Below are 24,226 nucleotides of genomic sequence, written 5' to 3' on the forward strand. Positions count from 1 at the left end.
GTCCTTGTTTTCAGGGGTGCCACTCGCCCCCTCCTGACCGCTACGCGGTCGTCCTCCCCCGGAGGGGGAAGATGGGTTCGCGCCTTTCATCTTCCCCCTGCGGGGGAAGACGGCTGCGCAGCAGCCCGTAGGGGGCAAGTCTGGCGGAGACAGCTTCTCGACCCCGCGCTTGCGCTGCGAGGGTGATGGAAAGGGTCGCGGAGCGTCCGGACGACGTCCGGATGAGAGATAGAGATTACCGTTTCGACGAAGCCGTGCGCTCCGCGTCACCGTTTTCCGTCAGCCTCCCGCCAGGTGGCCCTGTTGAGGCCTTACCGGGACCCGGATCCCGCCGTTTCCAGCGCGCTCCGGCGGTCGAAGAGGACGGGCTTACAGCCAGACACGCCCTTTTGCCTTCAACCACGCCGACGGCGGGCGGGTCTGGCCAGCAACCAGATCCCCGGACGCGCTTCAGTATCCCCCTGAAGCCCAGCCCCGCTCGATCACCCCCCGCCGCCGCAACGGTCGCTGGCCCTGCGCCCTTTCCTCGCGACGAGGTGGGTCAAGAATACGGGAGGTTTCAGCGCGTCGGACGGGCGCGGTGGTTGTTTTTGCAGGGTGTTGAATGGGCTGAGCTTTTCCCTGCAAGCCCCGGGGATTGATTGTTCTCTATCCCCGTACTTGCCCCCTACGGATCGCTTCGCGATCGTCTTCCCCCGAAGGGGGAAGATGAAGGGCGACGATCTCATCTTCCCCCCGCAGGGGGGAGGACGACCGCGTAGCGGTCAGGAGGGGGCCAGCGGCGGTGGCCGGTCGCTCACCAGCCTCACCGCCAGTCCGGAAAGCTCAGACCCCGCCGCTGAAGGCGACCCGCACGCGGTTCGAAACGCCTTCCAGGTCGTCGGCATAGGCGAAGCCCAGGGCCAGGACGGCGACGATGGCACCCCAGATCGCCGCGTGGCGCAGATGCTGGGCGAGCTGCAGCCGGTCGCGAAAGCTGAACAGGCCGGAGCTGACCAGCACTAGCAGGCCCAGGCTGTAGATCACCGAACTCCAGTCCTCGGGCGTGCGCACGGCTTCGGGGAAGGCGCGGGTCATGGCGATAACAATGCCGATGATGGCGGCGATGAAGATCAGCCAGAGGACAGGGCGGTCACGCTCCTCCTCGGGCTCCGGGGGATCTTCTGGCGCTTGGGCCTGGTCCGGTTTCGGCATGGGGACTTGCTCTCTGTCTGGTGGAGCCTGGCGCGTCAGGGGCAACACAATCGGAAATCAGAACCCCTGTGCAACCGTCTGTCGGCGCAGCCGCGGGGTTTCAGTCGTCTCGGTGACCCTCAAGGCGGGCCAGCACATCCGGCCGCGATCGGGCCAGCTCGACCAGCCGCTCGATCAGGGCGTCCTGGGTTTCCAGGGCCAGGCCATCGCGCAGGCGGGCCAGGCGGGCCTGGGCCTTCTGCAGGCCGGCCGCGTCCAGGCCATTGACGGCGGCCGCGACCCCGACCTGGTGCTTGCAGGCCCCAAACTTCTCGAAGGCCGGGCAGGTACAGGTACCCTCGGCGGGCGACCTGAGTTCGACGACATAGAGCGCGCCGCCCTGAACATGGGCGGTGACGATCTCGTCCTCGACGGCGATCAGGGCGACCGAGCCGTCCTGGGCCAGGTAAAGGCCGTTGGCGAACGCTCCCTCGCTCATCCGGTCGCGCAGGATCTCAAGGTCGAAGCGGGGCGGGCTCATCAGGCGTCATCCTCGATGCGGTGGATGTCGTCGTCGGACAGGCCGAAATGGTGGCCGATCTCGTGGACCAGAACGTGGCGGATCAGGTCGTCGAGGGCGACGTCGCCGCGTTCGCACCATTCGTCGAGGATCGGCCGGCGATAGAGGAAGACCATCGAGGGCTGGACACCGGAGTCCAGCACCGAGCGGCGCGACAGATCGACCCCCTGATAGAGGCCGGTCAGCTCGAACGGATCCTGAATGCCGAGACTGTCGAGCACCTCTTCGGTGGCGAAATCCTCGATCCGGATCCCGACCTCGGCCGACAGGGCGGCGAACGGCTCGGGCAGGGCTGCCAGGGCGGCCTCGGCCAGGGCGGCGAATTGATCCAGCGAGGGCGCGAGGCGAGCGGTCCAGTCCATGGCTCTGACATAGGGTGATTGGCCGGTTTCGCCAGCCTCTGAAGGGATCCCGTCAATCGGGACCTGCGACAGCCGTGCCGGTCGCGCTCTGGTCACGGCCCGACTAATCTGTGATTCTGATTCGCAGTCCCGTCTCCGCGGGCTGACGGGGGCTTTAGCGACCGGCCTGATGACTTCGCATGAATTAATCCTCGCGGCGGCGGCCGGCGCGGTCTGTCTCGCCATTTGTGCGACGCTTTGGGCCCTGGCCCAGCGCCGCCGGTTCGAGGCCAGGCTCGCCCTGTTGCAGGGCCGACTGTCCAGCCTCGAGACCGGAGCCCTGGCGGCCCAGGCCTCGGCGGAAGCCTTCGACAGCGCCCTGATCTCGGTCGAGGACGGCCGCGCCGCCCTGATTGCCGGGGAGGACAGCCTGTCCGCCTGCGCCGCCGTCCTGGCCTGTGAGCCCGAGGCCCCGGCCGTGGTGGCGGCCCTGATCCTGGCCGATCCCGACCATGCCCTGCGGCTGCGCGGCCTGTTCGAGCGCGGCGAGCCCTGTGCCTTCGAGGCCCGCGGTACCGGCGGTTCGGTCCTGGTCGAGGGCCGGGCGGCGGGTGCCCTGGCCTGGCTGCGTCTGGCCGCCGGGGTGGCGGACGAGGCCGGCCTGCCCTCGGCGGCCCGTTTTGCCGCCTTTGTCGACGGCCTGGTCGAGCCGGCCTGGATCTCGAGCGCTGATGGCGCGCCGGTCTGGGGCAATGCCGCCTATCTGCGCGCCGTCGAGGCCCCGTCGGCAGCGACCGCCGCCCTGGCCGGCAAGACCTTCGACCGCGCCGCCGATGCCCTGGCCGCCGAGGCGGCCAGCTCGGGCGAGCGCCGCGAGGCCCTGCGCTGGGTCAATGTCGACGGTCGACGCCGGGCCTTCCGCGTCGCCGCCAAGTCGCTCGACGGCGGCGGGGTGGGGGTGTTCTGCAGCGACGTGACCGAGATCGAGGATGTCCGCGACGCCCTGCGCAAGCATGTCGAGGCCCATGACGAAACCCTGAACCACATTGCCGACGCCGTGGCGATCTTCAGCCAGACCCGGCGACTGGCCTTCCACAATACAGCCTTTGCCGAACTCTGGGGCCTGGAGCCGGCCTGGCTGGCGGACCGTCCGACCCATGGCGAGATCCTCGATCGCCTGCGTCAGCGTCGCCGCCTGCCCGAGACCATCGACTATGCCCGCTGGAAGGCCGACGAACTGGCCCACTACGAGGATCTCGGGCCCCAGGCCGACGACCTCTGGGGCCTGCCCGATGGCCGGACCCTGAAACTGGTGCGCCAGCCCCATCCGCTGGGCGGCATGCTGCTGCTCTATTCCGACATCACCGGCGAGCTGAAGCTCAAGGCCCAGTACAATGCCCTGATCCAGGTGCAGCAGGCGACGCTCGACAAGCTGAACGACGCCGTGGCCGTGTTCGGGTCGGACGGCCGGCTGCGCCTGCACAATGACGCCTTCGAGAGCTTCTGGAATGTCAGCGCCCAGGCCCTGGAGGCGGCGGTCGATTTCGAGGGGGTGGTCGATCTCTGCGTGCCCCGCCTGCACGACCTGTCCTTCTGGCGCGAGCTGAAGGGCCGGGTGGCCGATCCCGATCCGCAGATGCGCGCGCCCACCTCGGGCGAGGTGCGGACCTCGGACGGCCGCATCGTGCTCTATCAGTCGCGTCCCCTGCCGGACGGCGCGACCCTGATCGGCTTTACTGACGTCACCGACACCCGCGACCTGCAAAGCGCGCTCGCTGACCGCTCCGCGGCCTTGGCCGAGGCCGAACGCCTGAAGCGCGACTTCGTCGGCAATGTGTCCTACGAGCTGCGGACCCCGCTGACGACGATCATCGGCTATTCGGAGCTGCTCGAGCGGGCGGATGGCTTGCATGAGCGGGGCCGCAACCATGTGGCCGCCGTCCGCGCCGCCGCGACCCAGCTGGCCCGCTCGATCGACGACGTGCTGGACATGGCCCAGATCGATGCCGGGGAAATGGCCCTCGAGATCCAGGACATCCGGGTCATGGACCTGCTGGTCGAGGCCCGCGAGCGCGCCACCAAGGACGCCACCCTCGGCGGGGTCACCCTGAACATTGCCTGCGACGAGGATGTCGGCCTGATCCGCGGTGACCTGAAGCGTCTGTCCCAGACCCTGGACCATCTGGTCGAGAACGCCCTGCGCCAGACCCCGCCGGACGGCATTGTCACCCTCTCGGCCCGCCGGGCCCTGGGCGAGGTGCGGCTGGACGTCAAGGATACCGGCCGCGGCGTGCCGTTCCATGTCCAGGCCCACATCTTCGACCGCTTCGTCGGGCGCGATCGCGGCGGCCCGGGCCTGGGCCTGGCCCTGGTCAAGGCCCTGGTCGAGCTGCACGGCGGCTGGGTGGCGCTGGAGAGCGAGCCGGGCACCGGCTCGACCTTCACCTGTCACCTGCCCGAGACCCAGCAGCCGGGTGCCATGCAGCCGGAACTGTCCTTCTAGACGAGGTCACCCCATGCCACTCGCCGCTGACATCGCCGCCGGCCTCGTCCTGGTGATCCACGTCTATATTGTGCTGCTGGAGACCGTGCTGTTCGACAGCCGCGGCAAGCGGGCGTTCGGCCTGACCGACGAGGCGGCCGCCGTGCTCAAGCCGGCCCTGTCGAACCAGGGCTGCTACAACGGCTTCCTGGTCGCGGCCCTGGCCATCGGCCTCTTCTATCCCGACCCGGTGACCGCCTCGGCCTTCAAGACCTTTGGTCTGGTCTGTGTGACCATTGCCGGGGTCTGGGGCGCCCTGACGGTGAAGAAGTCGATCCTCTTCATCCAGACGGTGCCGGCGGTCGTGGCCCTGGTCCTAGGCTATCTGGCCTGAGGGGCAGGCCTCAAGCCCAGTCCAACATTAAGCACCGTCATTCCCGCCCTTGTGGCGGGAACCCCTGTTTCTGCCGACCCGTGAAGCGTCAGCGAAGTGCGCGCGCACTTCGCCCCTCCCGCACCTGCGGCGGACAGAGGGGTTCCCGCCACAAGGGCGGGAATGACGGGAGAAAGAAGAGGGGCGGCCGTCGATACCGCTTACCGCTCACCCTTCGGCTTCGGCGGCAGGCCAGTGACCGGATCGCGGGGCAGGGGGCGGAAGTCCTCGGCCACGAACAGGTCCATGCGCCGCACATGCTTGCGATCGAGGCGGACGCGGACGATCTCCAGGCCTGAGGTGCGGCCGAAATCCTGCTCGATCTCGGGCCGGTAGTCGCCCTCGAGGCTGGCGATCAGGGCGCGGCGGCCGAACGCGGGGTTCAGCGGGGCCTCGGTCTCGGCCTGGTTCTGCGGCCGGGCCTCATGCACCCACATTTTCAGGGGCGGGGCCCCGGGGACCCGGAAATAGTCACGGCCATAATAGGCGGTGACATTGAACAGGAAGCGGTCGTCCATGGCGATGCTGGTCAGGCCGCCGGCGGCCTGTTCCTCGCGGGCCCGGGCGATGATGGCCTTGGCGCCCTGTTCCCAGCCGCGCACCCGCTTGAAGCTGTTGGCTGCGCCCAGGCTGTCGGCGAGCCGCGGATTGACCATGCAGGCCATGAAGAGGGCGCAGAAGCCGGCCTGCAGGACCAGGGCGGCGACCAGCCAGCGGCGGGCGTTCCAGCGCAGCAGCCAGGCCGCCGCCAGCACCGAACCGGCCAGATAGGCGACTCCTGCCCAGTTGGCATTGGCGCGCGACACGAAGGCCTGGGCCGTCACGGTCAGCAGGGGCGGCGCGGCCAGGCACAGGAGCAGCAGGTCGGCGGGCTGCAGCCTGCGCTTGACGCCCAGCCAGATCGCTCCGCCGGTCAGGACCGCGAACGGCACCGGACCGAAGACGGCAAACTGCGAGACCAGGAATTCAATCAGCTCACGGATGTTAAACAGCTGGGCCGCGTTCCAGTTGGCATTGGACGCCGTGTGCTCGAGCGTCGCGAACCGGTGGGACAGGTTCCAGGCGAGATTGGGCGCGAAGACCACGGCCAGGGCAGCGAGGGCGGCCAGGGCCATCGGCCAGGTCCAGACCTTGCGGGCCCCGGGCGAGGTGGCCAGATGCAGGGCCAGGCCGACCAGGACATAGATGGCGGCATATTTCGACAGGAAGGCCAGGCCGAGGGCCGCGCCGAGCGCTGCCGCGACCGCCAGTCGCCGCCGGCCCTCCAGGGCGGGCAGGCTGACATAGGCCCAGATCGTCAGGGACAGGAACAGCAGCAGGGGGGCGTCGGTGGTGATCACGCCCGAGGACAGCTGGATCGCAGGCATCAGGGCATAGAGGGCCGCCGCCACCAGGCCGGTCCAGCCGCCATAGAGCCGGTCGGCGATGCGGCTGATGACCAGGGCGGTGCCGGCGTGCAGGAACAGGGCCGAGATCCGCACCCAGGCCTCGGAGTCCCCGCCGATGGCGGTTGTGGCCCAGATCAGCCAGGCGATCATCGGCGGCTTGGAGAAATAGCCGAAATCCAGGCTGCGCGACCACAGCCAGTACTGGGCCTCATCCGGATAGAGCTCGAAGGGCGTGGCGAACAGGGCGGCCAGCCGCAGGATCGTCAGCACGCCCACCAAGCAGAGGGTTAGCCGCCAGGCCCGGGCGCTGTCCGATGGGGTCATGACGTCAGGCACCACGCTGCGATCTCCGGCACAAGTAAGAAAACCCTGACCAAATGTGTTGCAATGGCGCCGATGGCGGACGGTTTCTCGTCACCCGTTGCGATTCCGTCACCAAACCTTCGAAAAGCGAGTCTAAGGAAGCCGCTAACATGGGGCGTGATGTTTCTCTTGTGTGTCGAGAGCGCGCCAGAATCAGGGGATTGCAATGATTTCGATGAAAAGGCTCGCCGGTGGGGCAGCCCTTACCGTGCTCGCGCTCGCTGCGTCCAGCGCGGTCTATGCTCAGGAAACGACGGCCGCTGTTCGCGGTTCGGTGACGGGTGATGGCGGCGTGCCGGTGGCCGGCGCCACGGTCTCGATCCTGCACACGCCGTCGGGCACGCGCTCGACCACGGTTTCCAGCGCCAACGGCACCTATGACGCCCGCGGCCTGCGCGTCGGCGGTCCCTACGAAATCACCGTCCAGGCCGCCGGCCTGGAAGGCAAGAAGGTCACGGACATCTATCTGTCCCTGGCCGACACCCAGCGCGTCGACATCGACCTGGGCTCCACGGCTGTTGAAGCCGTCCTGGTCACCGCTGCGGCCTCGGGCAACAGCGAAGCCGGTCCCAAGACCGTCCTGAACCGCGACTCGATCGAAGCCGTTGTCTCGATCAACCGCGACGTCCGCGATCTGGCCCGCCGCGACATCCTGGTCTCGCAGAACGTCCGTGGCGACGGCGGCATCTCGATCGCCGGCTCGAACCCGCGCACCAACCGCATCACCATTGACGGCGTCGCCGCCCAGGACCCCTACGGTCTGGAAACCGGCGGTCTCCCCACCGCCCGCGGCCCGATCTCGCTGGACGCCGTTGAGCAGTTCAGCATCGCCGCCGTCCCGACCGACGTCGAGAACGGCTCGTTCACGGGCGGTGCCCTGAACATCGTCCTGCGTTCGGGTGGCAACGACTTCCACGGCAGCGCCTTCATCAACTATCTGAACGAAGGCCTGATCGGTCGTAACATCGGCAGCCTGCGCGTCACGCCGCTGATCAGCCAGAAGAACTACGGCGGCTTCCTGTCGGGCCCGATCTGGAAGGACAAGCTGTTCTTCGCCGGCTCGTACGAAAAGTACCAAACCCTTGACGTCACCGGCACCGGTCCGGCCGGCGCGGGCTTCGCGAACTCGTTCGCCAACGGCCTGACCCAGGCCACGATCGATCAGGTCGTCGGCATCTACAACAGCAACTACAGCAGCAAGTTCGCGCCCGGCTCGATCCTGCGCTCGACCCCGGTCACGGACGAAAAGTACTCGGCCAAGATCGACTGGAACATCAACGACCAGCACCGCGCCAGCCTCAGCTATCGCCGCGCCGAGTCGGTGTTCACCACGCGAACCGACCTGGGCACCACCACGGCCGCCCTCGACTCGCACTGGTACGATGCGACCTATCTCGACGAAGGCACCACCCTCGAGATCAACTCGGACTGGACCGACCGTCTGTCGACGACCGTCCGCGCCACCTATCGTGACTGGGTCAAGGGCCAGATGCCCAAGAGCGGTCAGAACTATTCGGACGTGACCATCTGTGCGGCTCCGAACGCTGACACCGCCCCGACCAACTCGACGATCACCAGCTGCGCCAGCGGCTTCTCGTCGGTTCGCTTTGGACCCGACCTGAACCGCCATGCCAACCAGCTGGACATCCAGGAAGCCGTGTTCCAGGGCACCGCGACCTATTCGTTCGGCGACCATGTCTTCAAGGCCGGCTACCAGGGCTCGAAGAAGGAAGTGTTCAACGTGTTCGTGCCGAACTCGCGCGGCACCTACTATTTCGACTCGATCGCCGATTTCGCCGCCGGCCGCGCCAGCTCGCTGACCTACAATAACTCGGTCACCGGCCAGGCCATCGATGCCGCCGCCGACTTCAAGTACTGGCAGCACTCGCTCTACGCGCAGGACGCCATCGACGTCACCGACGACATCAAGGTCACGGCGGGCTTCCGCTTCGACTGGATCGACATGAAGGACGTTCCGACCACGAACCCCAACTTCACGGCGCGTAACGGCTTTACCAACACCAAGACCCTGGACGGCCTGAGCATCCTGATGCCGCGCGTCTCGGCGACCTGGCGCGTGACCGACACCCTGAAGCTGAACGCTGGCCTTGGCCTGTTCTCGGGCGGCCAGCCGGAAGTGCTGTTCGCCACGCCGTTCTACAACAACGGCTATGAGATCGCCGGCACCACCATCCGTCGCTGCATCACCGCTGCGTCGAACTGCACCGGGGCCAACGGCTATCTGGAAGCCTCGACCTCGGCTGCCGTCACCCCGGGCTTCAACGCCGCTGTCGGCAGCGCCGCCCTGGACAACCTGAATGCCTTCTCGGGCTTCGGCTATCAGATCCCGGCGATTGTGAAGTCGTTCCAGGAAGGCAAGCTTGCCGGTACCCCGGGCATCAACCCGAACAACGAAGTCATCGCCCTGAACCCGGCCTTCCAACTGCCGGCCGAATGGAAGCTGTACTTCGGCGGTAACTGGGAAGTGTATGACGGCTGGAACCTCGACGTTCAGTACGTTGCGACCCAGGCCCAGGACGCTGTGACCTTCATGGACACCCGCGCCCAGCCGCTGGTGATCAACGGCCAGCGCGCCCTGACCCCGGACGGTCGTCCGCGCTATGACGGTCTGACCCTGTCGGCCGCCGCGCGCGCCGCCCAGGGCGTGTCGTCGATCAACCCGGGCGACAACCGCGACCTGATCACCAACAATATCGACAAGGGTCAGGCCTTCACCTTCGGCGTCGGCCTGTCCAAGTCCTTCGACTTCGGTCTGGACCTGGGCCTCGGCTATGCCCGTCAGAATATCGACGAGTCCAATGCCGGCCTGCGCTTCGGCACCACCGCCGGCTCGCTGTACAACAGCGTTCCGGCCGGCCTGGATCCGGCCCGCGACGCCTATGGCACCGCCCTGGAAGAGATCAAGGACCGCTACAAGCTGGAAGCCGGCTACCGGAAGAAGTTCTTCGGCGACAACGAGACCCGCATCTCGCTGTTTGCTGAGCGTACCTCGGGTCGCCCCTTCGGCTTCACCATGGCCGACGCCGCTTCGGGCCGCAGCCAGGTGTTCGGTGTGAACCGCGCCGCCCAGCTGCTGTTCGTGCCGGACATCAAGGCCGACACCAACACCGCTGACCTGCAGATCGGCAACGTCTTCTTCATCGACGCCGCCAACCGCGACCGGTTCATCGGTTATGTGAACCAGTTCGGCCTCAAGCCGGGCATCCTTGAGAAGTATTCGAACACCAACAAGGACATCAACCGCGTCGACCTGCAGCTGAGCCAGGAACTGCCGACCCTGATCGACGGCCACAAGCTGAAGGTCCAGTTCGACATCCGCAACCTGCTGAACCTGATCGATCGCGACTGGGGCAAGGTCGAGGAATACGGCGATGCCACCACCCTGGCTCGCGCAGCCTGCGTGAGCGCGACGGGCACCGCCCTGGCCGCCACCGCGACCGCCACCTGCCCGGCCTATGTCTACTCGCTGGTTCCGACCTCGATCACGAAGACCCGTGGCGATGTCAAAAACTCGCTGTGGACCATGCAGATCTCGCTGCGTTACGAGTTCTAACGAACCCGTCACCGCGACGAACAGGAAGGGCGGCCCCGCAACGGGCCGCCCTTTTTGTTTTGTCGCAGGGATTTGCTAGAACCCCCGCTTGACCCCCGGCCCGTCAGGGGCCATCTGCGCCACCCCTAGTCACCCAGGCCTTCGACACATGACCCCGACTGTTCCCGCCGAATGGGCACCGCACCGCGCGATGTGGGTGGGCTTTCCCAGCCATGCCGAGGTCTGGAAGGACGACCTGGCTGTCGCCCAGCAGGAAGTGGCCGATCTGGCCCGTGCCCTGGCCGGCCCCGGCGGAGAGCGCGTGCGGCTGATGGTGGCGGGCGACGAGGCCGAGGCCGCCGCTCGCGCCCTGCTGTCCGATACCGCCGTCGAAATCGTGCGCGGCGTGTTTGGCGACATCTGGCTGCGCGATACGGGCCCGATCTTCATCGAGACCGCCGAAGGGCCGGTCGCTGCCGGCTTCGAATTCAACGGCTGGGGCGGCAAGTATGAAATGGAGGGCGACGAGATCGTCGCCGAGCAGATCGCGGCCGCCTCCGGCACCCCCCTGACCCGCAACGGCTTTGTGCTCGAAGGCGGCTCGCTGGACCACGACGGTCTGGGCACCGTGCTCAGCACCCGCCAGTGCCTGCTCAACGAGAACCGCAACGGCGATTTCGACGAGGCCAAGGCCTTTGCAGCCCTGTCGAAGGCCCTGGGCGTCAAGAAGGTGCTGTGGCTGGGCGATGGTCTGCTGAACGACCACACGGACGGCCATATCGACAACCTGGCACGCTTCGTCGCCCCGGGCGTCGTGGCCTGTCCGATGGCCTTCGGGACCGATGACCCCAATGCCGAGGTCTATGCCGACACCGCCCGCCTGCTGGCCGGCATGACCGACAGCCGCGGCTCGCCCCTGCAGGTGGTCAGGGTTCCGTCGCCGGGCCGCATTCTCAATGACGACGGCGAGATCGTGCCGGCCTCGCACATGAACTTCCTGATCGCCAATGAGGCGGTGATCGTGCCGGTCTATGCCGAGGAGTCCGGAGCCTTCGCCGTCGAGGTGATCCAGGGCCTGTTCCCCGAGCGCGAGGTCATCGGCCTGCCCTCGACCGCCATCCTGACCGGGGGCGGATCCTTCCACTGCATCAGCCAGCAGGAGCCCGCATGACCCGGACCCTGAACGTCGCCGCGATCCAGACCTCGTACGGGATGGACCTGAAGGCCAATATCAAGAAGACCGAGGCCTTCATCCGTGAGGCGGCGGCCGGCGGGGCCCAGGTGATCCTGCCGTCCGAGCTGTTCCAGGGGCCCTATTTCTGCGTCACCCAGGAAGAAAAGTGGTTCGCCGAGGCCCATCCGTGGCGCGAGCATCCGGTGGTCAAGGCCATCGCGCCCCTGGCCGGCGAGCTGGGCGTGGTGATCCCGATCTCGATCTTCGAGCGCGAAGGCCCGCACTATTTCAACAGCGTGGTCATGGCCGACGCCGACGGTTCGATGCTGGGCCTCTATCGCAAGAGCCACATCCCCGACGGTCCCGGCTATCAGGAGAAGTACTATTTCCGGCCCGGCGATACCGGCTTCAAGGTCTGGGATACCCGCTTCGGCCGCCTCGGCGTCGGCATCTGCTGGGACCAGTGGTACCCGGAAGCCGCCCGCGCCATGGCCCTGATGGGGGCCGAGGCCCTGTTCTATCCGACCGCGATCGGCAGCGAGCCGCATGACCCGACCCTCAACACCACCCTGCCGTGGCAGAGGGCCATGCAGGGCCATGCGGTCAGCAATGTGATCCCCGTGATCGGGGCCAACCGCATCGGCTTCGAGCCCTGGGACAACTATCCCAATGGCGGCCAGCTGTTCTACGGCTCCAGCTTCATCGCCGACCATCGCGGCGACCTGGTCAGTGAGCTGGGCCGGGACGAGGAAGGGCTGGTGGCGGCCACGTTCGACCTCGACTACCTGCAGACCCACCGCGCGGCCTGGGGCTTCTTCCGCGACCGTCGTTCGGACCTCTATTCGGCCTTGGCCAGTCCGCGCCCGGCCTGACGGGCGGCCTGCCCGGGTTTCCGGCAAGGGCAGGCTATAGGGCTGGAGCGTCAGTGGGCGCTTGACGAGTAGATATGTTATTTCATAACACTTCGCCATTCTGATCGCCGCCGCGATCGGGAGCCTGGAGTTTATGATGTCCCGCCGCGCCTGCCTCTCCGCCGTCAGCCTTGTGGCCCTGAGCCTCGCCACCACTGCCCAGGCCTGGGCTGCCCCGGCCGCGCCGGCTGCGCCCCCCGCAGCGGTTGACGGTGACACTGAGGTTTCCAAGGTCGTGGTCACCGCCGCCCCCTATGCGGTATCGGCCGACAACCTGACGGCCAGCGTGGCCATTGTTGACCGTACCGAACTCGACCTGGCCCCGCCCACCGGCCTGGGAGACCTGCTCAGCGGCATGCCGGGCGTCCGCTCGACTGCCTTCGGGGCCGGTGCCAGCCGTCCGGTCGTGCGCGGCCTGGCCGGGCCCCGCGTCCAGGTCCTGACCAATGGCGTCGGCCAGATCGATGCCAGCGCCCTGTCGCCCGACCACCAGGTGGCCACCGATCCGGGCGAGGCCGAGCGCATCGAGGTGCTGCGCGGCCCGGCGGCCCTGGCCTATGGCGGCTCTGCCATCGGCGGGGTGATCAACATCATCGACAACCGCATCGCCAGCCGTGCCCCGGAAGGCGGCTATAGCGGCCGGCTGCTGGCCTCGGGCGCGACCGGTGACGACAGCTATGCCGTCTCCGGCGCCATCCACGCGGCGGTCGGGCCCCTGGTCCTGACCCTGGACGGCCTGAAGCGCCAGGCTGACGACTATAAGATCCCGGTCTATGCGGAATCGCGCCGCCTGCTGGCTGCCGAAGGCGAAACCGCCGACGGCGGTGGCGGCAAGCTGGCCAATACGGCCGTCGAGCTGGAAGCGATCGGGGCCGGTGTCTCCTATATCGGCGCTGACGGCTTCATCGGGGTTTCGGTCAAGACCACCGACACGACCTATGGCGTCCCCGGCCACGCCCACGAGGACGGCGGCGAGGATCCCGTCACCATCGGCCTGACCCAGACCCGCATCGACCTGCGCGGCGAGTACGACAAGGGCTTCGGCCCGTTCGCCAAGCTGCGCGTCTCGGCCGGCCATGCCGACTATGAGCACACCGAGTTCGAGGGCAAGGCGGTCGGCACCAGGTTCACCTCCGACGGCTATGAAGGCCGGCTGGAGCTGGTCCAGGCCGAGCGCGGCGGCTGGAAGGGCGCGGTCGGCGTCCAGGCCCTGCGCCGCAACTTCGACGCCCAGGGCGACGAGGCCTATGTCCCCAAGACGAAGATCACCGAATTTGGCGCCTTCACCCAGCAACGGGTCGAGAAGGCCGGCTGGGGCTATGAGGGCGGGCTGCGGATCGACTATCGCGAGCTCGACAGCCTGAAGGGCCAGGCTGATTTCACCAACCTCTCCGGCTCGGTCGGCGTCTTCGCCCGTCCGTCCGACGCGGTGTTCTTCGGCATCGCCCTGTCGCGCAACAGCCGGGCCCCGACCGAGGCCGAGCTCTTCGCCGAGGGCCCGCATGCGGCCACGCGCGGCTTCGAGATCGGCGATCCCAAGCTGAGCGAGGAGATCGCCTGGTCGGTCGAGGCCACGGCCCACTATAGCGGCGAGCGCCTGAGCGCCGACCTGCACCTGTTCACCGCCCGCTATGACGGCTTCATCGACCTGCGCCCGACCGGCGCCGAGGAAGACGGCCTGGCGGTCTATCGCAATGTCCAGACCAAGGCCGACTTCCGGGGCTTCGAGGTCGAGACCAGCTACAAGGCCTGGCACAAGGACGACCAGAGCCTGACCCTGGAGGCCTCCGGCGATTTCGTGCGCGGGGCCACCGATCTGGGCCCGCCGGCCCGCATCCCGTCCTATGCTCTGAGCGGCCGTGCGGTCTATGAGGCCCGCTACTGGTCCGCCCGCTTCGAGGCCCGCCGGGTCGGCGAGCAGGACCGGGTCGCCCAGGGCGAACTGGCAACCGACGGCTATACGACCCTGAACGCCTCCGTGGCCTGGAAGCCACGCGGCGACGGCCAGCTGCGCCTCTTCCTCGACGGCCACAACCTGACCGATGAGGAGATCCGCGAGCACGCCTCGTTCCTCAAGGATCTGGCCCCGTCGGCTGGGCGCACGGTCCGCGCGGGCCTGGCCTGGCGGTTCTAGGCTCGCCCGGCAGTGGAATGGACGGGGGCGCTTATCCCCGTTCTGGACGGGTCGATTGCCGGGCTGGCCGGGATCGGCTAGAAGCGCCCAGCCCTCTACGGCCGCTCGCGCGACCGTCCTTTCAGCTTTTTTGTAGAGCTATCAATGGAATCGACTCAGTCCGCCGGCGGCATCACCGGCAACGTTCTGTTCTACGTCTCGCCTGAGCCGCTGAACCGCGAGCAACATGCCAAGCTGGCCCTCGTCCACAACGACAAGCCCTATGGCTTCGCCAAGACCGGAACGGCCGTGCCGCTGACCGTCACCGAGTTCGCCCCGGCCGCCCTGTCGTTCCCGGTGATCTTCGCCGGCGAGGACCGCGTTCCCCTGGCCGTGATGGGCCTGAACAACGGCGAGAACCTGTTCGTCAATGCCGACGGCTCGATCGATCCGGGCGTCTATATCCCGGCCTATATCCGCCGCTATCCGTTCGTTCTGGCCAATGACGAGTCCCAGGACCGTCTGATCGTCTGCATCGACAAGGGCTCCAGCCTGCTGTCGGACACCGGCGACACCGCCCTGTTCGACGACAAGGGCGAGCCCACCGAATACACCCAGAACTGCATCAAGTTCTGCGACGACTTCGAAGCCGAACGCCGCCGCACCGACTCCTTCGTGCAGCTGCTGAAGGACAACGACCTGTTCGAGCTGAAGTCGGCCATCTTCACCCCGACCGACGAAGCCGGCCAGCCGGGCCAGCCCCAGACCGTCGCCGAGTATTACGGCGTCTCGGAAGAGAAGCTGAACGCCCTGCCGGTCGAGAAGCTGAAGGAACTGCAGGCCAATGGCGCCCTGGCCCAGATCTATGCGCACCTCGTGTCGCTGGTCGGCTGGGACCGCCTGATCGCCGTCGCCATGGTCCGCCAGGCGGCCGCAGCCGGTGTGGTCGTGAACTAAGACTTCCTTCCTTCGGGAAGGTCGAGACCAAGGGCGGCGAGGCTTCGGCTTCGCCGCCCTTTTTCTTGGGCAGGGCTAGCTCGCTCCCCAGCCGTCCCCGCTGGGCGCCGAGCGCCTGGGGATAGGCGATATCGCCGGTATGGTAGCGCGTGCGGACAGGGCGGGCTGCCTCGGGTGAGCGGTCAAGATATCGGAACGGGCTCTTCATCCCCGGCCGCCAACGGATCAAATTGGGGTCCCCGAAACCTGGGCTGCCAACGCCCCCTGGGCTTGCAAGGCCAGTCTGTCCCATCGCCGCCGGATGACGTATCAAGGATGACTGGGTTCAGAGAGGAACGGCATGAAGGACTGGGTGATCGGCGTCATGGGCGGTTCGGGCCTGTACGACCTGGACGGACTTTCGGATCGGGAGACCCTCCGCCTGGAGTCGCCGTGGGGCGCGCCATCCGACGATCTGGTCACCGGAACTCTTGAAGGGGTCCGCCTGGTCTTCCTGCCGCGCCACGGCCAGGGCCATCGCATTCCACCAAGCGCAATCAATGCCCGGGCCAATATCGATGTTCTGAAGCGGGCGGGCTGTACTGACCTGGTCTCGGTTTCGGCGGTCGGCTCGTTGCGGGAAGACCTGCCGCCCGGGACCTTCGTCGTGGTCGATCAGTTCATCGACCGGACCGTCGCGCGGCCTGCGTCCTTCTTCGGCCCGGGGCTGGTCGCCCACGTCTCGATGGCCGATCCGGTCTGTCCGAGCCTGTCGTCCGCAGCGGCGACGGCGGCGCGCGCGGCGGGCGCCGTGACGGTCGAGGGCGGCGTCTATGTCGCCATCGAGGGCCCGCAGTTCTCGACCCGCGCTGAAAGTGAGCTCTACCGCGCCTGGGGCTGTTCAGTGATCGGCATGACGGCGATGCCGGAGGCCCGCCTGGCCCGTGAGGCGGAGTTGCCCTATGCCAGTGTTTGCATGGTCACCGACTATGACTGCTGGCGAGCCGATACGGCCCATGTCGAGGTCGCGGGGGTCCTGGCCACCATGAAGGCCAATGCCGAGACGGCGCGGCGGATGCTGACCGAGCTGGCGCGCGGCCTGCCGCAGGCCCGGCCGGCCTCACCGATCGACACGGGCCTCGACCAGGCGATCGTCACCGATCCTTCGACCTGGGATCCGGTCCTGGCAGGCAAGCTGGCGGGGATCTGCCCCAGGCGGTTCAGCCCCGGCGCGCTTGGCTGAGATAGCGCCGAAGCGACGCCCCGTCATCGACGTCCTCCTGAAGCCTTAGCAGGGCGACGGGGAGGGTCTGCATGTTGGCCACAGTGTCGGCGAGGGCGTGCTGGGTCGACCAGCGGACGCCTTCAAACGGCAGATGCATCCGTGGCCGACGACGGAGACCGATCAGCCAGTAGCCGCCATCGCGGGCCGGGCCGAACACGGCGTCGTGGTTGCCGAGCGCAGCGAAGGCCCTGGCGACGTCCTGACGTGTCACGGTCGGGGTGTCGGCACCGAGGATGACCACCGGTCCGCGCGGCAGGGCCCGGACGACCCGTTCCAGCTTCTCGCCCAGATGGCCCGGTCCCTGGGGGATGACCCGGGCCGGCGCGGCCCAGTCCGTCGGCCGGTCCGGCGAAACGGCCATCCACAGGGTCCAGCGCGGGTCGCGGCCGAGGGTGCGACGCAGACGCGCCAGAGCCGCACGAGCGAACCGTACAGCCTCCAGGTTCCCGACATCCGCGGCGAGCCGGCGCTTGCCCACGCCGTAGCGCGGCTGCCGACTGAACAGCACAAGATGCTGCTGGGTTGGTTCAGCGCCCATAGAGCGTCGCGATCCGGGCCGGGGCGACGCCCAGAAAATAGAGCGCCAGGCAGCGCAGGTTCAGGGCGCTCTGGCGGACCCAACCGCGGCGACGCCAGCGCTCGGCCGAGGTCACGGCGGCGCCGTCCAGCCGGCGAAGTCGGTGGCGGCCCAGGCGGCGCGCCAGGTCGACATCCTCCATCAGGGGCAGGGCGGCAAATCCCCCGACCTCGGCATAGAGGTCGCGATGGATCAGCAGGCCCTGGTCGCCATAGGGCAGGGCCAGGAGGGCGACCCTGAGGCCGACGCCCCATTCCAGCAGTCGAGCCTGCCAGGCGGCGTCGTCGAGCCTGAAACGGAAGGCTCCAGCACATGCCTGCCGCTGGGGGGCGGCGATATGGTTGGCCAAGGCCGCCCAGGCCGACGCGTCGAGCCGAGTGTCGGCGTGCAGGAACAGCAGCCATGCGCTGGTTGAGGCATCGGCACCGAGGGCGAGTTGCTGGCCGCGCCCCGGGACAGAGTGCAGGACCCGCGCGCCATGGGCGGCGGCGCGGGCGACGGTGTCATCGACGGAGCCGCCGTCCACGACAATCACCTCACCCACCGCAGGCAGGGTGATCAGGGTCTGGGCCAGGCGTTCGCCGGCATTGAGCACGGGCAGGATCACGGCAAGGTCCTCCAGCCCAGGGCCAGGTGACGTCATGGCGCGCTGCAGCTGGCACCGCCCAGGACGCAAAACTGGGCGCAGAAAGGATGGTTCAGCTGAACTGAGCCGGAGGCCTGGGCCAGGGTCCGGCCCAGTTCGAACTGGGGATCGTAGGGCGTCAGGGTGCAGGCGACGACGGCAGCCTCGGCCGCGTCCTTGCGGCGCACGACCATGCGGCTTGTGGCGCACATCATCTGTTCGGGCGCCCGGTCGAGGATTTGCCAGCAGGCCTCGGTGATCTCCGGCACGGCGCGGTCCGCTTCCATCTCGGGAAACAGCACCAGGGTCGAGGGGTCCTCGGCGTTGACGGCCAGGCCGCGTGCGTGAAACAGGTCGCCATAGGCCTGCCGTGCTGCGGCCTCGTTCTCCTCGGCCAGTCGACGACCGGCGATCGCGACGCGAAGGCCTTGCTCGCCCAGCCAGTCCAGACCCTCCCAGGCCTTGTCCCAGGATCCCGTCCCGCGCTCGGCGTCGTGGACCGCCTGGGTGTGATGGTCGAGGCTGACCCGGAAGGTCAGGCGGTCGCGACGCGGTCGCGCCAGATCGCTCAGACGCTCGCCCCACCGCAGCATCGGGCGCATGGCATTGGTCAGGACCAGAACCTGATGGCCCGCAACGAGGGCGGCGTCGAGCATGGCCAGGATGTCCGGGTTCATGAACGGCTCGCCGCCGGTAAAGCCGATCTCGCGGGTCGGCAGGCCGGTCTCGGCAATCTCGGCGAGATAGCGGGTGACGTCTTCCAGGCTCAGATAGGCCAGGGCGTCATTGGTCGGGGAACTCTCGATATAGCAATTGACGCAGGCGATGTTGCACAGGGTCCCGGTGTTGAACCACAGGGTTTCCAGCGCGGTCTGGGCGACCGAGGCACGGGGCGATCCGTCCGCCGTGACAAAAGGGTCGACGAAGCGGCCGGGCCCGGCAGCGGCACGATGGGTTGCGAAGGGCGAGGCGATCGTCGTCATGGCGTCCATTGTGCCAGTTTCGAGCCTTTCGTCCCAGAGCCGAGCGGGTCGAGCGACCAGATTCAGCCTGGGCGGTGCAAGGGTTTCACCGGGGCGTCTGGAAATCGGGCTCTGGCGTCGCGGCGAGGTTCGTGGAACGGTCGCCGGACAGAGGAGAACCATCATGCTGTCGAGATCGAAATTCGCCGGGATAGCCCTGACCTTGTCCCTGCTGGTCCCCGTCTGGTTCCTGGTCTCCGCCCTGGGGGTGAAGTTTGGCCTCTGGTCCTGGCGCATCGGGCTTGGCGTGCTGATCATTCAGTGGGGACCGCGCCTGCTGCTGGCCGCGGCCGTAATCGCCCTCGTCGCCCTGATCCTGGTCCTGATCCGCCGTCCCCGGACCGCATGGGCGGCGGCGCTGGTCGCTTTGATCATCCCCGCGGCCGGCCTGGGCTATCTGGGCTGGGTGCGGGCCCAGGCGGCAAACATCCCGCCGATCCACGACGTCGCCACCGACATTGCCGATCCGCCGGCCCCGAGCCCGGCCCTGCTGTCCATCCGGACGGCGGCTGAGGCCAATCCCGTGGCGGACCTGAAGGCACCCCTGGTCGCCGCGGACCCCTACCGCGATCCCCGGTTCGCCAAATATGGCAGCAAGAGTCTGGGGCAGGTCGGCCATGAGGCCTATCCCTGGCTGCGGACGGCCGCGTTGGATGTCGCACCGACGACAGCCTTCGCTGCCGCTTTAAAAGCTGCCAAGGACATGGGTTGGACCGTGGTGACCCAGGACCCGCAGGCTGGCGTGATCGAGGCAACGGCGGGGACCTTCTGGTTCGGGTTCAAGGATGATGTCGTCGTGCGCGTGCGTTCGGGTGCCGAAGGGCGGGGCTCCAGGGTCGATGTGCGCTCCATCTCACGCGTCGGGTTGAGCGATCTGGGTGCCAACGCCAAACGTATTGAAACCTATCTGGCGCGGGTTTCGGCAGGACTGAAAACCTGAGGCGCGCGCCACGTCAGGGCGTCTTCTTCCGCTGTCCCAGGGCGCTGCTCGCGTGACGGCACGGTCGGTGACCCTGGTCGGGGCGGGCCACGCGCATCTGCACGTCGTGCGGCAAGCCGCCCGGCTGCGTGCCGCAGGGCTGACGGTGACCCTGATCGCGCCCGAGTTGTTTCACTATTCGGGGCTGGCCAGCGGCGTGCTCTCAGGCGCGTTGGCTCTGGATGAGGCCCAGATCGATGTGGGGGCCCTGGCGGCGGCATTTGGCGTCCGCCATCTGGCCCAGTCCGTCGTGGCGGTTGATCGGGCTGCCCGCTTCCTGACCCTGGCCGATGGTGCGACCGAAACCTATGACCGCCTGTCGCTGAATATCGGCAGCGTAACCGCTGATCCGCACGGCCTGATCGGCGGCCCCGGGGTCTGGCCGGTCAAGCCTCTGTCGCAGCTGTTGACCCTGCGCGCCCGGATCGAGGCGCAGGCGGCGGCGGGCGCTGCAGCGCCGCGGATCGTGGTCGCGGGGGGCGGCCATAGCGCGCTGGAACTCGCCGCCAGCCTCTGCGGCCTTGTCGAGCGGTGTGACGGCCGGCCCCGGGTCACGGTGTTTGCGCCTAGCCACGGAGCTGGGCTTCCGCCCGCCGCCTGGTCCCGGCTGTCGGCGGCCCTGGCTGAGCGGGGGACCGTTTTTCGGTCCGGCCTTGTCGTGGCGCGAACGGTCGACAGCGTTCGACTGGCCGATGGCGCGCTCGAGCCCTGTGACATCCTGGTGTTGGCGGCCGGGCTCTCTGCCCCGCCTCTGATCGGCCAGCTCGGACTACCGCTGGACGGACAGGGCCGGCTGCGAGTCTCGCCGACCCTGCAGGCCATCGGCGACCCCGCCATTTTCGCCGTCGGGGACTGCGCCGTGATCGAGGGCTACGCGCGGCCGGGGGCAGGCGTCTTCGGCGTTCGCGCGGCACCGGTCCTGCTCAACAACCTGGCGGCCCAGGGTCATGACCGGCCCCCCCGGCCCTACCATCCGCAGGCCCGCTGGCTGGCGATCATGGATCTGGGCGATGGCCGGGGCCTGGCGGTGCGCGGCCGGCTCTGGCTGCTGGGCCGGGCCGCGCTGGGGTTGAAGCGTTATCTCGATCTCGGCTTTATCCGGCGCATGCGGGCACCGCCGGCTTCAAGACCTCAGAGCATTTTCCGATAAGTGTGAAACGGTTATCGGATCGAAAAATGCTCTAAACTTTTGATTTAGAGCCCTTTTCGCCCGGCCCTGATGAAGCCATCAGGTCGGAAAGGGCTCTAGCCACGGCCGCGCGGTCGCGGCCCTTTCCTCAGGCGAAATGCTTCAGGATCGCCACCAGTCTGCGTGTGCGGTCAGAGAACAGGGCCGGGGTGTACCATTGGCCGGCCAGACGCTTGCCGATTTCGCCCCGGGTAGGATAGGGCGCGATCATGCTGGTGATCTGACTGAGCTTGAGCCCCGCCGACATCACCAGGGACCACAGATGGATATGGTCGCCGGCCTGACGGCCCACGAGGGTGACGCCGAGTATCTTGCCCTTTTTCGTCGTGACCAGCTTGCCGAAGCCCCGCGTGTCGCCCTCGGCGATGGCCCGGTCATTTTCAGCAAAGTCGAAGTGCTCGACGCGCAGGTCATCGCCATGGATCGCACGGGCCTCGGATTCGCCCAGCCCGATCGAGGCCAGTTGCGGATCGCAATAGGTGATCCTCGGCGTCTGCAGGGCGTCGGCATTGACCGGCAGGGCGAAAATCGTCCGGCGCACGACCAGCGAGGCATGCGCGCCGGCCAGATGCGTGAACTGACCGCGACCGGCGGCGTCGCCGACCGCATAGACACGCCGGTTGCTGCTGCGCAGGGACTTGTCGGTGATGATGCCGTTGCGGTCGGTCTCGACGCCCGCCTTGTCGAGGTCCAGTCCGCTCAGGGCCGGGCTGCGCCCGACCGCGACCAGAAGGTGCGAGCCTGTGACCGTGCGGGTCTGGCCATCGGCCTCCACCTCAACCACGGGACCGGACGTGATCCGCGTGGCCTTGCTGCCGGTCATGACCTCGATGCCGTCTGCGCGGAGCTGGGCCAGAACCACGGCGGCGGCCGCCGGGTCTTCGCGTCCCAGCAGGGCATTGGCCTCGATGATCACCACCTCCGAGCCCAGTCGGCGGAAAGCCTGGCCGAGCTCGACGCCGATCGGGCCGCCGCCCAGGACGATCAGGCGTTCTGGCAGGGTCGTCAGGCCAAACAGGGTTTCATTGGTCAGGTAGGGGACGGTGTCGAGGCCGGGAATCGGTGGCACGGCGGCATGGGAGCCGGTGGCCACGATGATCTTTCGCGCCCTGACGCGCAGGCTGTCGCTGGCGACGATCCGATCACTGATGAAGCGGGCGGCCTCGCGCACCACATGCACGCCCAGGCCTTCGAAGCGCGCCTGACTGTCATTGGGCGCGATGGCCGCGATGGCGGCGTGGACGTGGGCCATGACCTTGGAGAAGTCGATCGACACCTCGCCGACCCGGACGCCGAGCGCCGAGGCGGCGTGAGCCTGATGAGCGGCTTCGGCGGCTGCGATCAGCGCCTTTGAGGGAACGCAGCCATAGTTGAGGCAGTCGCCGCCCATTTCCCCCTTTTCGAACAGCACCACCTTGAGGCCCAGCTGAGCGGCCCCGGCAGCGACGGACAGGCCACCCGCGCCCGCGCCGATCACGACCATGTCGACCTTGAGGGTTTTGGAAGTCACAGGGCGTTTCCGGTTCTGGCGCGGCGGCGTTGATAGAGGGTGGTGCCCAGCGAGAGCAGGCCGAGCCCGATCAGGGGCAGGAGGACTCGGGGCTCGAAGATCGCACCAGCGTTCGGCGTTTCGCCGCGGGCGATCAGATCGCCGATCCCGGCACCGATGCCGCTATAGATGAAGGTGGCGGGCATGATGCCCAGGAAGGTGGCCAGGGCATAGGCACGCAGTGGCGCATGGGCTAGGGCGGCGGCGATATTGACCATCCAGAAGGGTGCCAGGGGCACCAGCCTGAGGGTCAGGATATAGCCGAAGGCCCCGGCCTGAACGCCATCGATGACCGCTTTGAGTGTCCCACCCGAGGCCTCGGCGCGCCGGCGCAAGACCTCGCCCAGCGAGGTGCGGACCGCATAGAACACCAGAATAGCCCCGATCGTGGCACCGACCACGGTCGCCCCGCCGCCGATCCAGGGGCCAAACAGATAGCCGCCCGTCAGGGTCAGGACCAGGCCCCCGGGCAGGCTGATCGCCGTGGCCACGGCATAGACGGCCATGAAGCTGAGCAGGGCCAGGATCAGGTGTTCGCCGACAAAGGCCCGCAAGGCCGCTTCATGGGTCCGCAGGGCCTCGAAATTGAGGTAGCGGGTCACGCCGCTGGCAAACACGGCGACCACCAGGACCGCGAGAAGCAGTAACGGAAGAAAGCGTCTCAGCAGGCTCATCAGCGGTTTTCCATGTCATTGATCGACCAGTTATAGGTGTCGCCAGCGATCCGGTCGACCTGGAGAAGGCGGGCCTTGAGGGGCGCTGCCGCATAGGCGGCGAGGTGGCCGATGATCCGTGGGTCAGACCCGCCGAAATCACGCGAATACCATTTGTAGATTGAGGACACGGTGAGCGCCGCGCCCTTGAAGGTCACGCCGCGGGGATGATTGACATAGGCGCGCGCGGCGGTGTCCAGCGTCGGACCCAGTCCCGTACCCCGCCAGGCTTTCCGTGGCAGATTGGGGCAACTGAACGAGGCGCAGTTGACCGCATAATGGACGCGCGGATCCGACCATCCCTTGCGCAGAATTCCGTGCTCGATGTCATCCAGCGAGAGGTCGACACCGCGAACCCGGGCGACGGTCTTCTTCCACGGGCCGGCGACCAGCAAAGATGAACGAATGTCCCGGATCGACCTGACCGGCCAGGCGTCGATGACCTCGCGAAGGGTCAGGGCGTTGTAGAGATTGGCCCAGAAGGCGAACTGTTCCGGCCGGTTCAGGGCTCGGGGATCCACGGCCGACAGGCTCTCGATATAGCGGCCCAAACCGTCGCGGTCGGGGTTTGATCGACGCCAGCTGGCATAGTCGACCCGCACCACCCCGTCGTTTGCATCGTGGGTCCAGCGGGCCAGCAGGGCGTCAAACGCGGCATGGACCACCGTGGCGCGCCCGGCCTGACCGTCTGCGAAGACCGCCAGATCCCGGGCTGCGGCGGGACGGGCGATCAGACCCGTCGCCAGTCCGGCTCCGGCGATGATCAAGCCGCGTCTCTTCAGGTCGGCCATGCTCGGAACCTCGCAGGTGAAGAGTTTAGGGTCGGCCGCCCCGACGCCA

Annotated in this window: 20 protein-coding genes; 10 read left to right on the forward strand and 10 right to left on the reverse strand. The window is 67.7% G+C overall.

Going from position 1 to position 24,226, the window contains the following annotated elements; translation table 11 throughout:
• Nucleotides 1-825: 825 nt before the first annotated feature.
• The 3 genes from AQ619_RS00815 to AQ619_RS00825 all read right to left on the reverse strand — a co-directional run bounded on the left by AQ619_RS00815 (nucleotide 826) and on the right by AQ619_RS00825 (nucleotide 2,115).
• A complete protein-coding gene (locus tag AQ619_RS00815; protein WP_062142905.1) occupies nucleotides 826-1,194 on the reverse strand; it encodes a hypothetical protein in 369 nt (122 codons plus the stop codon).
• 100 nt (nucleotides 1,195-1,294) lie between these two features.
• Complete coding sequence (locus AQ619_RS00820; protein ID WP_062142908.1) at nucleotides 1,295-1,714, reverse strand: SWIM zinc finger family protein; 420 nt, start codon at nucleotides 1,712-1,714, stop codon at nucleotides 1,295-1,297.
• Nucleotides 1,714-2,115 carry a metallopeptidase family protein gene (locus AQ619_RS00825; protein ID WP_062142911.1) on the reverse strand — a complete coding sequence of 134 codons (402 nt, stop codon included), beginning with the start codon at nucleotides 2,113-2,115 and terminating at the stop codon, nucleotides 1,714-1,716. The genes AQ619_RS00820 and AQ619_RS00825 overlap by 1 nt, the downstream gene beginning before the upstream one ends.
• A 169-nt stretch (nucleotides 2,116-2,284) precedes the next feature.
• Here AQ619_RS00825 and divL point away from each other — a divergent pair, with 169 nt between their 5' ends.
• Both divL and AQ619_RS00835 read left to right on the forward strand, forming a co-directional pair.
• Nucleotides 2,285-4,597 (forward strand): cell cycle protein kinase DivL, encoded by a 2,313-nt coding sequence (divL, locus tag AQ619_RS00830; RefSeq protein WP_062142914.1) that lies wholly within the window; start codon nucleotides 2,285-2,287, stop codon nucleotides 4,595-4,597.
• A gap of 13 nt (nucleotides 4,598-4,610) precedes the next feature.
• The gene (locus tag AQ619_RS00835) at nucleotides 4,611-4,970 is read left to right on the forward strand and encodes a DUF1304 domain-containing protein (protein WP_062142917.1); all 360 of its coding nucleotides are present in this window, start codon (nucleotides 4,611-4,613) and stop codon (nucleotides 4,968-4,970) included.
• A gap of 200 nt (nucleotides 4,971-5,170) precedes the next feature.
• Here the strand turns inward: AQ619_RS00835 and AQ619_RS00840 are convergent, their stop codons facing one another.
• Nucleotides 5,171-6,721, reverse strand: coding sequence for an ArnT family glycosyltransferase (locus tag AQ619_RS00840; protein WP_062151100.1), 1,551 nt, complete (start codon nucleotides 6,719-6,721; stop codon nucleotides 5,171-5,173).
• 214 nt (nucleotides 6,722-6,935) lie between these two features.
• On the opposite strand from AQ619_RS00840, the gene AQ619_RS00845 reads away from it, so the two are divergent.
• The 6 genes from AQ619_RS00845 to mtnP all read left to right on the forward strand — a co-directional run bounded on the left by AQ619_RS00845 (nucleotide 6,936) and on the right by mtnP (nucleotide 16,690).
• On the forward strand, nucleotides 6,936-10,334 hold the full coding sequence (locus AQ619_RS00845) for a TonB-dependent receptor (protein WP_062151103.1): 3,399 nt from the start codon (nucleotides 6,936-6,938) through the stop codon (nucleotides 10,332-10,334).
• 148 nt (nucleotides 10,335-10,482) lie between these two features.
• The gene (locus AQ619_RS00850) at nucleotides 10,483-11,484 is read left to right on the forward strand and encodes an agmatine deiminase family protein (RefSeq protein WP_062142920.1); all 1,002 of its coding nucleotides are present in this window, start codon (nucleotides 10,483-10,485) and stop codon (nucleotides 11,482-11,484) included.
• A complete protein-coding gene (gene aguB / locus AQ619_RS00855) occupies nucleotides 11,481-12,359 on the forward strand; it encodes an N-carbamoylputrescine amidase (protein ID WP_062142923.1) in 879 nt (292 codons plus the stop codon). The genes AQ619_RS00850 and aguB overlap by 4 nt, the downstream gene beginning before the upstream one ends.
• A gap of 136 nt (nucleotides 12,360-12,495) precedes the next feature.
• Entirely contained in the window at nucleotides 12,496-14,532 is a 2,037-nt protein-coding gene (locus tag AQ619_RS00860) for a TonB-dependent receptor (RefSeq protein ID WP_174515169.1), read from the forward strand.
• Nucleotides 14,533-14,676: 144 nt separating this feature from the next.
• Entirely contained in the window at nucleotides 14,677-15,468 is a 792-nt protein-coding gene (locus AQ619_RS00865) for a SapC family protein (protein WP_062142929.1), read from the forward strand.
• Between the two features lie 340 nt (nucleotides 15,469-15,808).
• Nucleotides 15,809-16,690 (forward strand): S-methyl-5'-thioadenosine phosphorylase, encoded by an 882-nt coding sequence (mtnP, locus tag AQ619_RS00870; protein ID WP_062142933.1) that lies wholly within the window; start codon nucleotides 15,809-15,811, stop codon nucleotides 16,688-16,690.
• Here mtnP and AQ619_RS00875 read toward each other — a convergent pair.
• Genes AQ619_RS00875 through AQ619_RS00885 form a run of 3 tightly spaced genes read right to left on the reverse strand, consistent with a single transcriptional unit; the run spans nucleotide 16,668 to nucleotide 18,917 of the window.
• A complete protein-coding gene (locus AQ619_RS00875; protein WP_062142935.1) occupies nucleotides 16,668-17,270 on the reverse strand; it encodes a TIGR04282 family arsenosugar biosynthesis glycosyltransferase in 603 nt (200 codons plus the stop codon). The genes mtnP and AQ619_RS00875 overlap by 23 nt on opposite strands.
• Complete coding sequence (locus tag AQ619_RS00880; RefSeq protein ID WP_062142939.1) at nucleotides 17,260-17,952, reverse strand: TIGR04283 family arsenosugar biosynthesis glycosyltransferase; 693 nt, start codon at nucleotides 17,950-17,952, stop codon at nucleotides 17,260-17,262. Before AQ619_RS00880 ends, AQ619_RS00875 begins: the two co-directional genes overlap by 11 nt.
• The gene (locus tag AQ619_RS00885; RefSeq protein WP_062151106.1) at nucleotides 17,949-18,917 is read right to left on the reverse strand and encodes a radical SAM protein; all 969 of its coding nucleotides are present in this window, start codon (nucleotides 18,915-18,917) and stop codon (nucleotides 17,949-17,951) included. Before AQ619_RS00885 ends, AQ619_RS00880 begins: the two co-directional genes overlap by 4 nt.
• Before the next feature lie 163 nt (nucleotides 18,918-19,080).
• Here AQ619_RS00885 and AQ619_RS00890 point away from each other — a divergent pair, with 163 nt between their 5' ends.
• Nucleotides 19,081-19,896: a DUF1499 domain-containing protein gene (locus AQ619_RS00890; protein ID WP_062142942.1), complete on the forward strand. Its 816-nt coding sequence runs from the start codon at nucleotides 19,081-19,083 to the stop codon at nucleotides 19,894-19,896.
• 52 nt (nucleotides 19,897-19,948) lie between these two features.
• Nucleotides 19,949-21,085 carry an NAD(P)/FAD-dependent oxidoreductase gene (locus AQ619_RS00895; protein WP_062142945.1) on the forward strand — a complete coding sequence of 379 codons (1,137 nt, stop codon included), beginning with the start codon at nucleotides 19,949-19,951 and terminating at the stop codon, nucleotides 21,083-21,085.
• A gap of 127 nt (nucleotides 21,086-21,212) precedes the next feature.
• Here the strand turns inward: AQ619_RS00895 and AQ619_RS00900 are convergent, their stop codons facing one another.
• From AQ619_RS00900 to AQ619_RS00910, 3 genes are read right to left on the reverse strand one after another with little or no spacing between them, the layout of a single operon-like run.
• Entirely contained in the window at nucleotides 21,213-22,634 is a 1,422-nt protein-coding gene (locus AQ619_RS00900) for a dihydrolipoyl dehydrogenase family protein (RefSeq protein WP_207205008.1), read from the reverse strand.
• Nucleotides 22,631-23,347 (reverse strand): TVP38/TMEM64 family protein, encoded by a 717-nt coding sequence (locus AQ619_RS00905; RefSeq protein ID WP_062142948.1) that lies wholly within the window; start codon nucleotides 23,345-23,347, stop codon nucleotides 22,631-22,633. The genes AQ619_RS00900 and AQ619_RS00905 overlap by 4 nt, the downstream gene beginning before the upstream one ends.
• Complete coding sequence (locus tag AQ619_RS00910) at nucleotides 23,347-24,177, reverse strand: DUF547 domain-containing protein (RefSeq protein WP_062142952.1); 831 nt, start codon at nucleotides 24,175-24,177, stop codon at nucleotides 23,347-23,349. Before AQ619_RS00910 ends, AQ619_RS00905 begins: the two co-directional genes overlap by 1 nt.
• Nucleotides 24,178-24,226: the final 49 nt, after the last annotated feature.

The organism is Caulobacter henricii, from assembly GCF_001414055.1.
Taxonomy (GTDB): Bacteria; Pseudomonadota; Alphaproteobacteria; order Caulobacterales; family Caulobacteraceae; genus Caulobacter; species Caulobacter henricii.

What these genes read in the sequence shown, in the direction of transcription:
- mtnP (WP_062142933.1), top strand. Translation starts at nt 15,809, where the DNA reads ATGAAGGACTGGGTGATCGGCGTCATGGGCGGTTCGGGCCTGTACGAC.
- AQ619_RS00835 (WP_062142917.1), top strand. Translation starts at nt 4,611, where the DNA reads ATGCCACTCGCCGCTGACATCGCCGCCGGCCTCGTCCTGGTGATCCAC.
- AQ619_RS00815 (WP_062142905.1), bottom strand. Translation starts at nt 1,194, where the DNA reads ATGCCGAAACCGGACCAGGCCCAAGCGCCAGAAGATCCCCCGGAGCCC.
- AQ619_RS00885 (WP_062151106.1), bottom strand. Translation starts at nt 18,917, where the DNA reads ATGACGACGATCGCCTCGCCCTTCGCAACCCATCGTGCCGCTGCCGGG.
- AQ619_RS00845 (WP_062151103.1), top strand. Translation starts at nt 6,936, where the DNA reads ATGAAAAGGCTCGCCGGTGGGGCAGCCCTTACCGTGCTCGCGCTCGCT.
- divL (WP_062142914.1), top strand. Translation starts at nt 2,285, where the DNA reads ATGACTTCGCATGAATTAATCCTCGCGGCGGCGGCCGGCGCGGTCTGT.
- AQ619_RS00820 (WP_062142908.1), bottom strand. Translation starts at nt 1,714, where the DNA reads ATGAGCCCGCCCCGCTTCGACCTTGAGATCCTGCGCGACCGGATGAGC.
- AQ619_RS00905 (WP_062142948.1), bottom strand. Translation starts at nt 23,347, where the DNA reads ATGAGCCTGCTGAGACGCTTTCTTCCGTTACTGCTTCTCGCGGTCCTG.
- AQ619_RS00860 (WP_174515169.1), top strand. Translation starts at nt 12,496, where the DNA reads ATGTCCCGCCGCGCCTGCCTCTCCGCCGTCAGCCTTGTGGCCCTGAGC.
- AQ619_RS00850 (WP_062142920.1), top strand. Translation starts at nt 10,483, where the DNA reads ATGACCCCGACTGTTCCCGCCGAATGGGCACCGCACCGCGCGATGTGG.
- AQ619_RS00875 (WP_062142935.1), bottom strand. Translation starts at nt 17,270, where the DNA reads ATGGGCGCTGAACCAACCCAGCAGCATCTTGTGCTGTTCAGTCGGCAG.
- AQ619_RS00840 (WP_062151100.1), bottom strand. Translation starts at nt 6,721, where the DNA reads ATGACCCCATCGGACAGCGCCCGGGCCTGGCGGCTAACCCTCTGCTTG.
- AQ619_RS00910 (WP_062142952.1), bottom strand. Translation starts at nt 24,177, where the DNA reads ATGGCCGACCTGAAGAGACGCGGCTTGATCATCGCCGGAGCCGGACTG.
- aguB (WP_062142923.1), top strand. Translation starts at nt 11,481, where the DNA reads ATGACCCGGACCCTGAACGTCGCCGCGATCCAGACCTCGTACGGGATG.
- AQ619_RS00890 (WP_062142942.1), top strand. Translation starts at nt 19,081, where the DNA reads ATGCTGTCGAGATCGAAATTCGCCGGGATAGCCCTGACCTTGTCCCTG.
- AQ619_RS00880 (WP_062142939.1), bottom strand. Translation starts at nt 17,952, where the DNA reads ATGACGTCACCTGGCCCTGGGCTGGAGGACCTTGCCGTGATCCTGCCC.
- AQ619_RS00825 (WP_062142911.1), bottom strand. Translation starts at nt 2,115, where the DNA reads ATGGACTGGACCGCTCGCCTCGCGCCCTCGCTGGATCAATTCGCCGCC.
- AQ619_RS00865 (WP_062142929.1), top strand. Translation starts at nt 14,677, where the DNA reads ATGGAATCGACTCAGTCCGCCGGCGGCATCACCGGCAACGTTCTGTTC.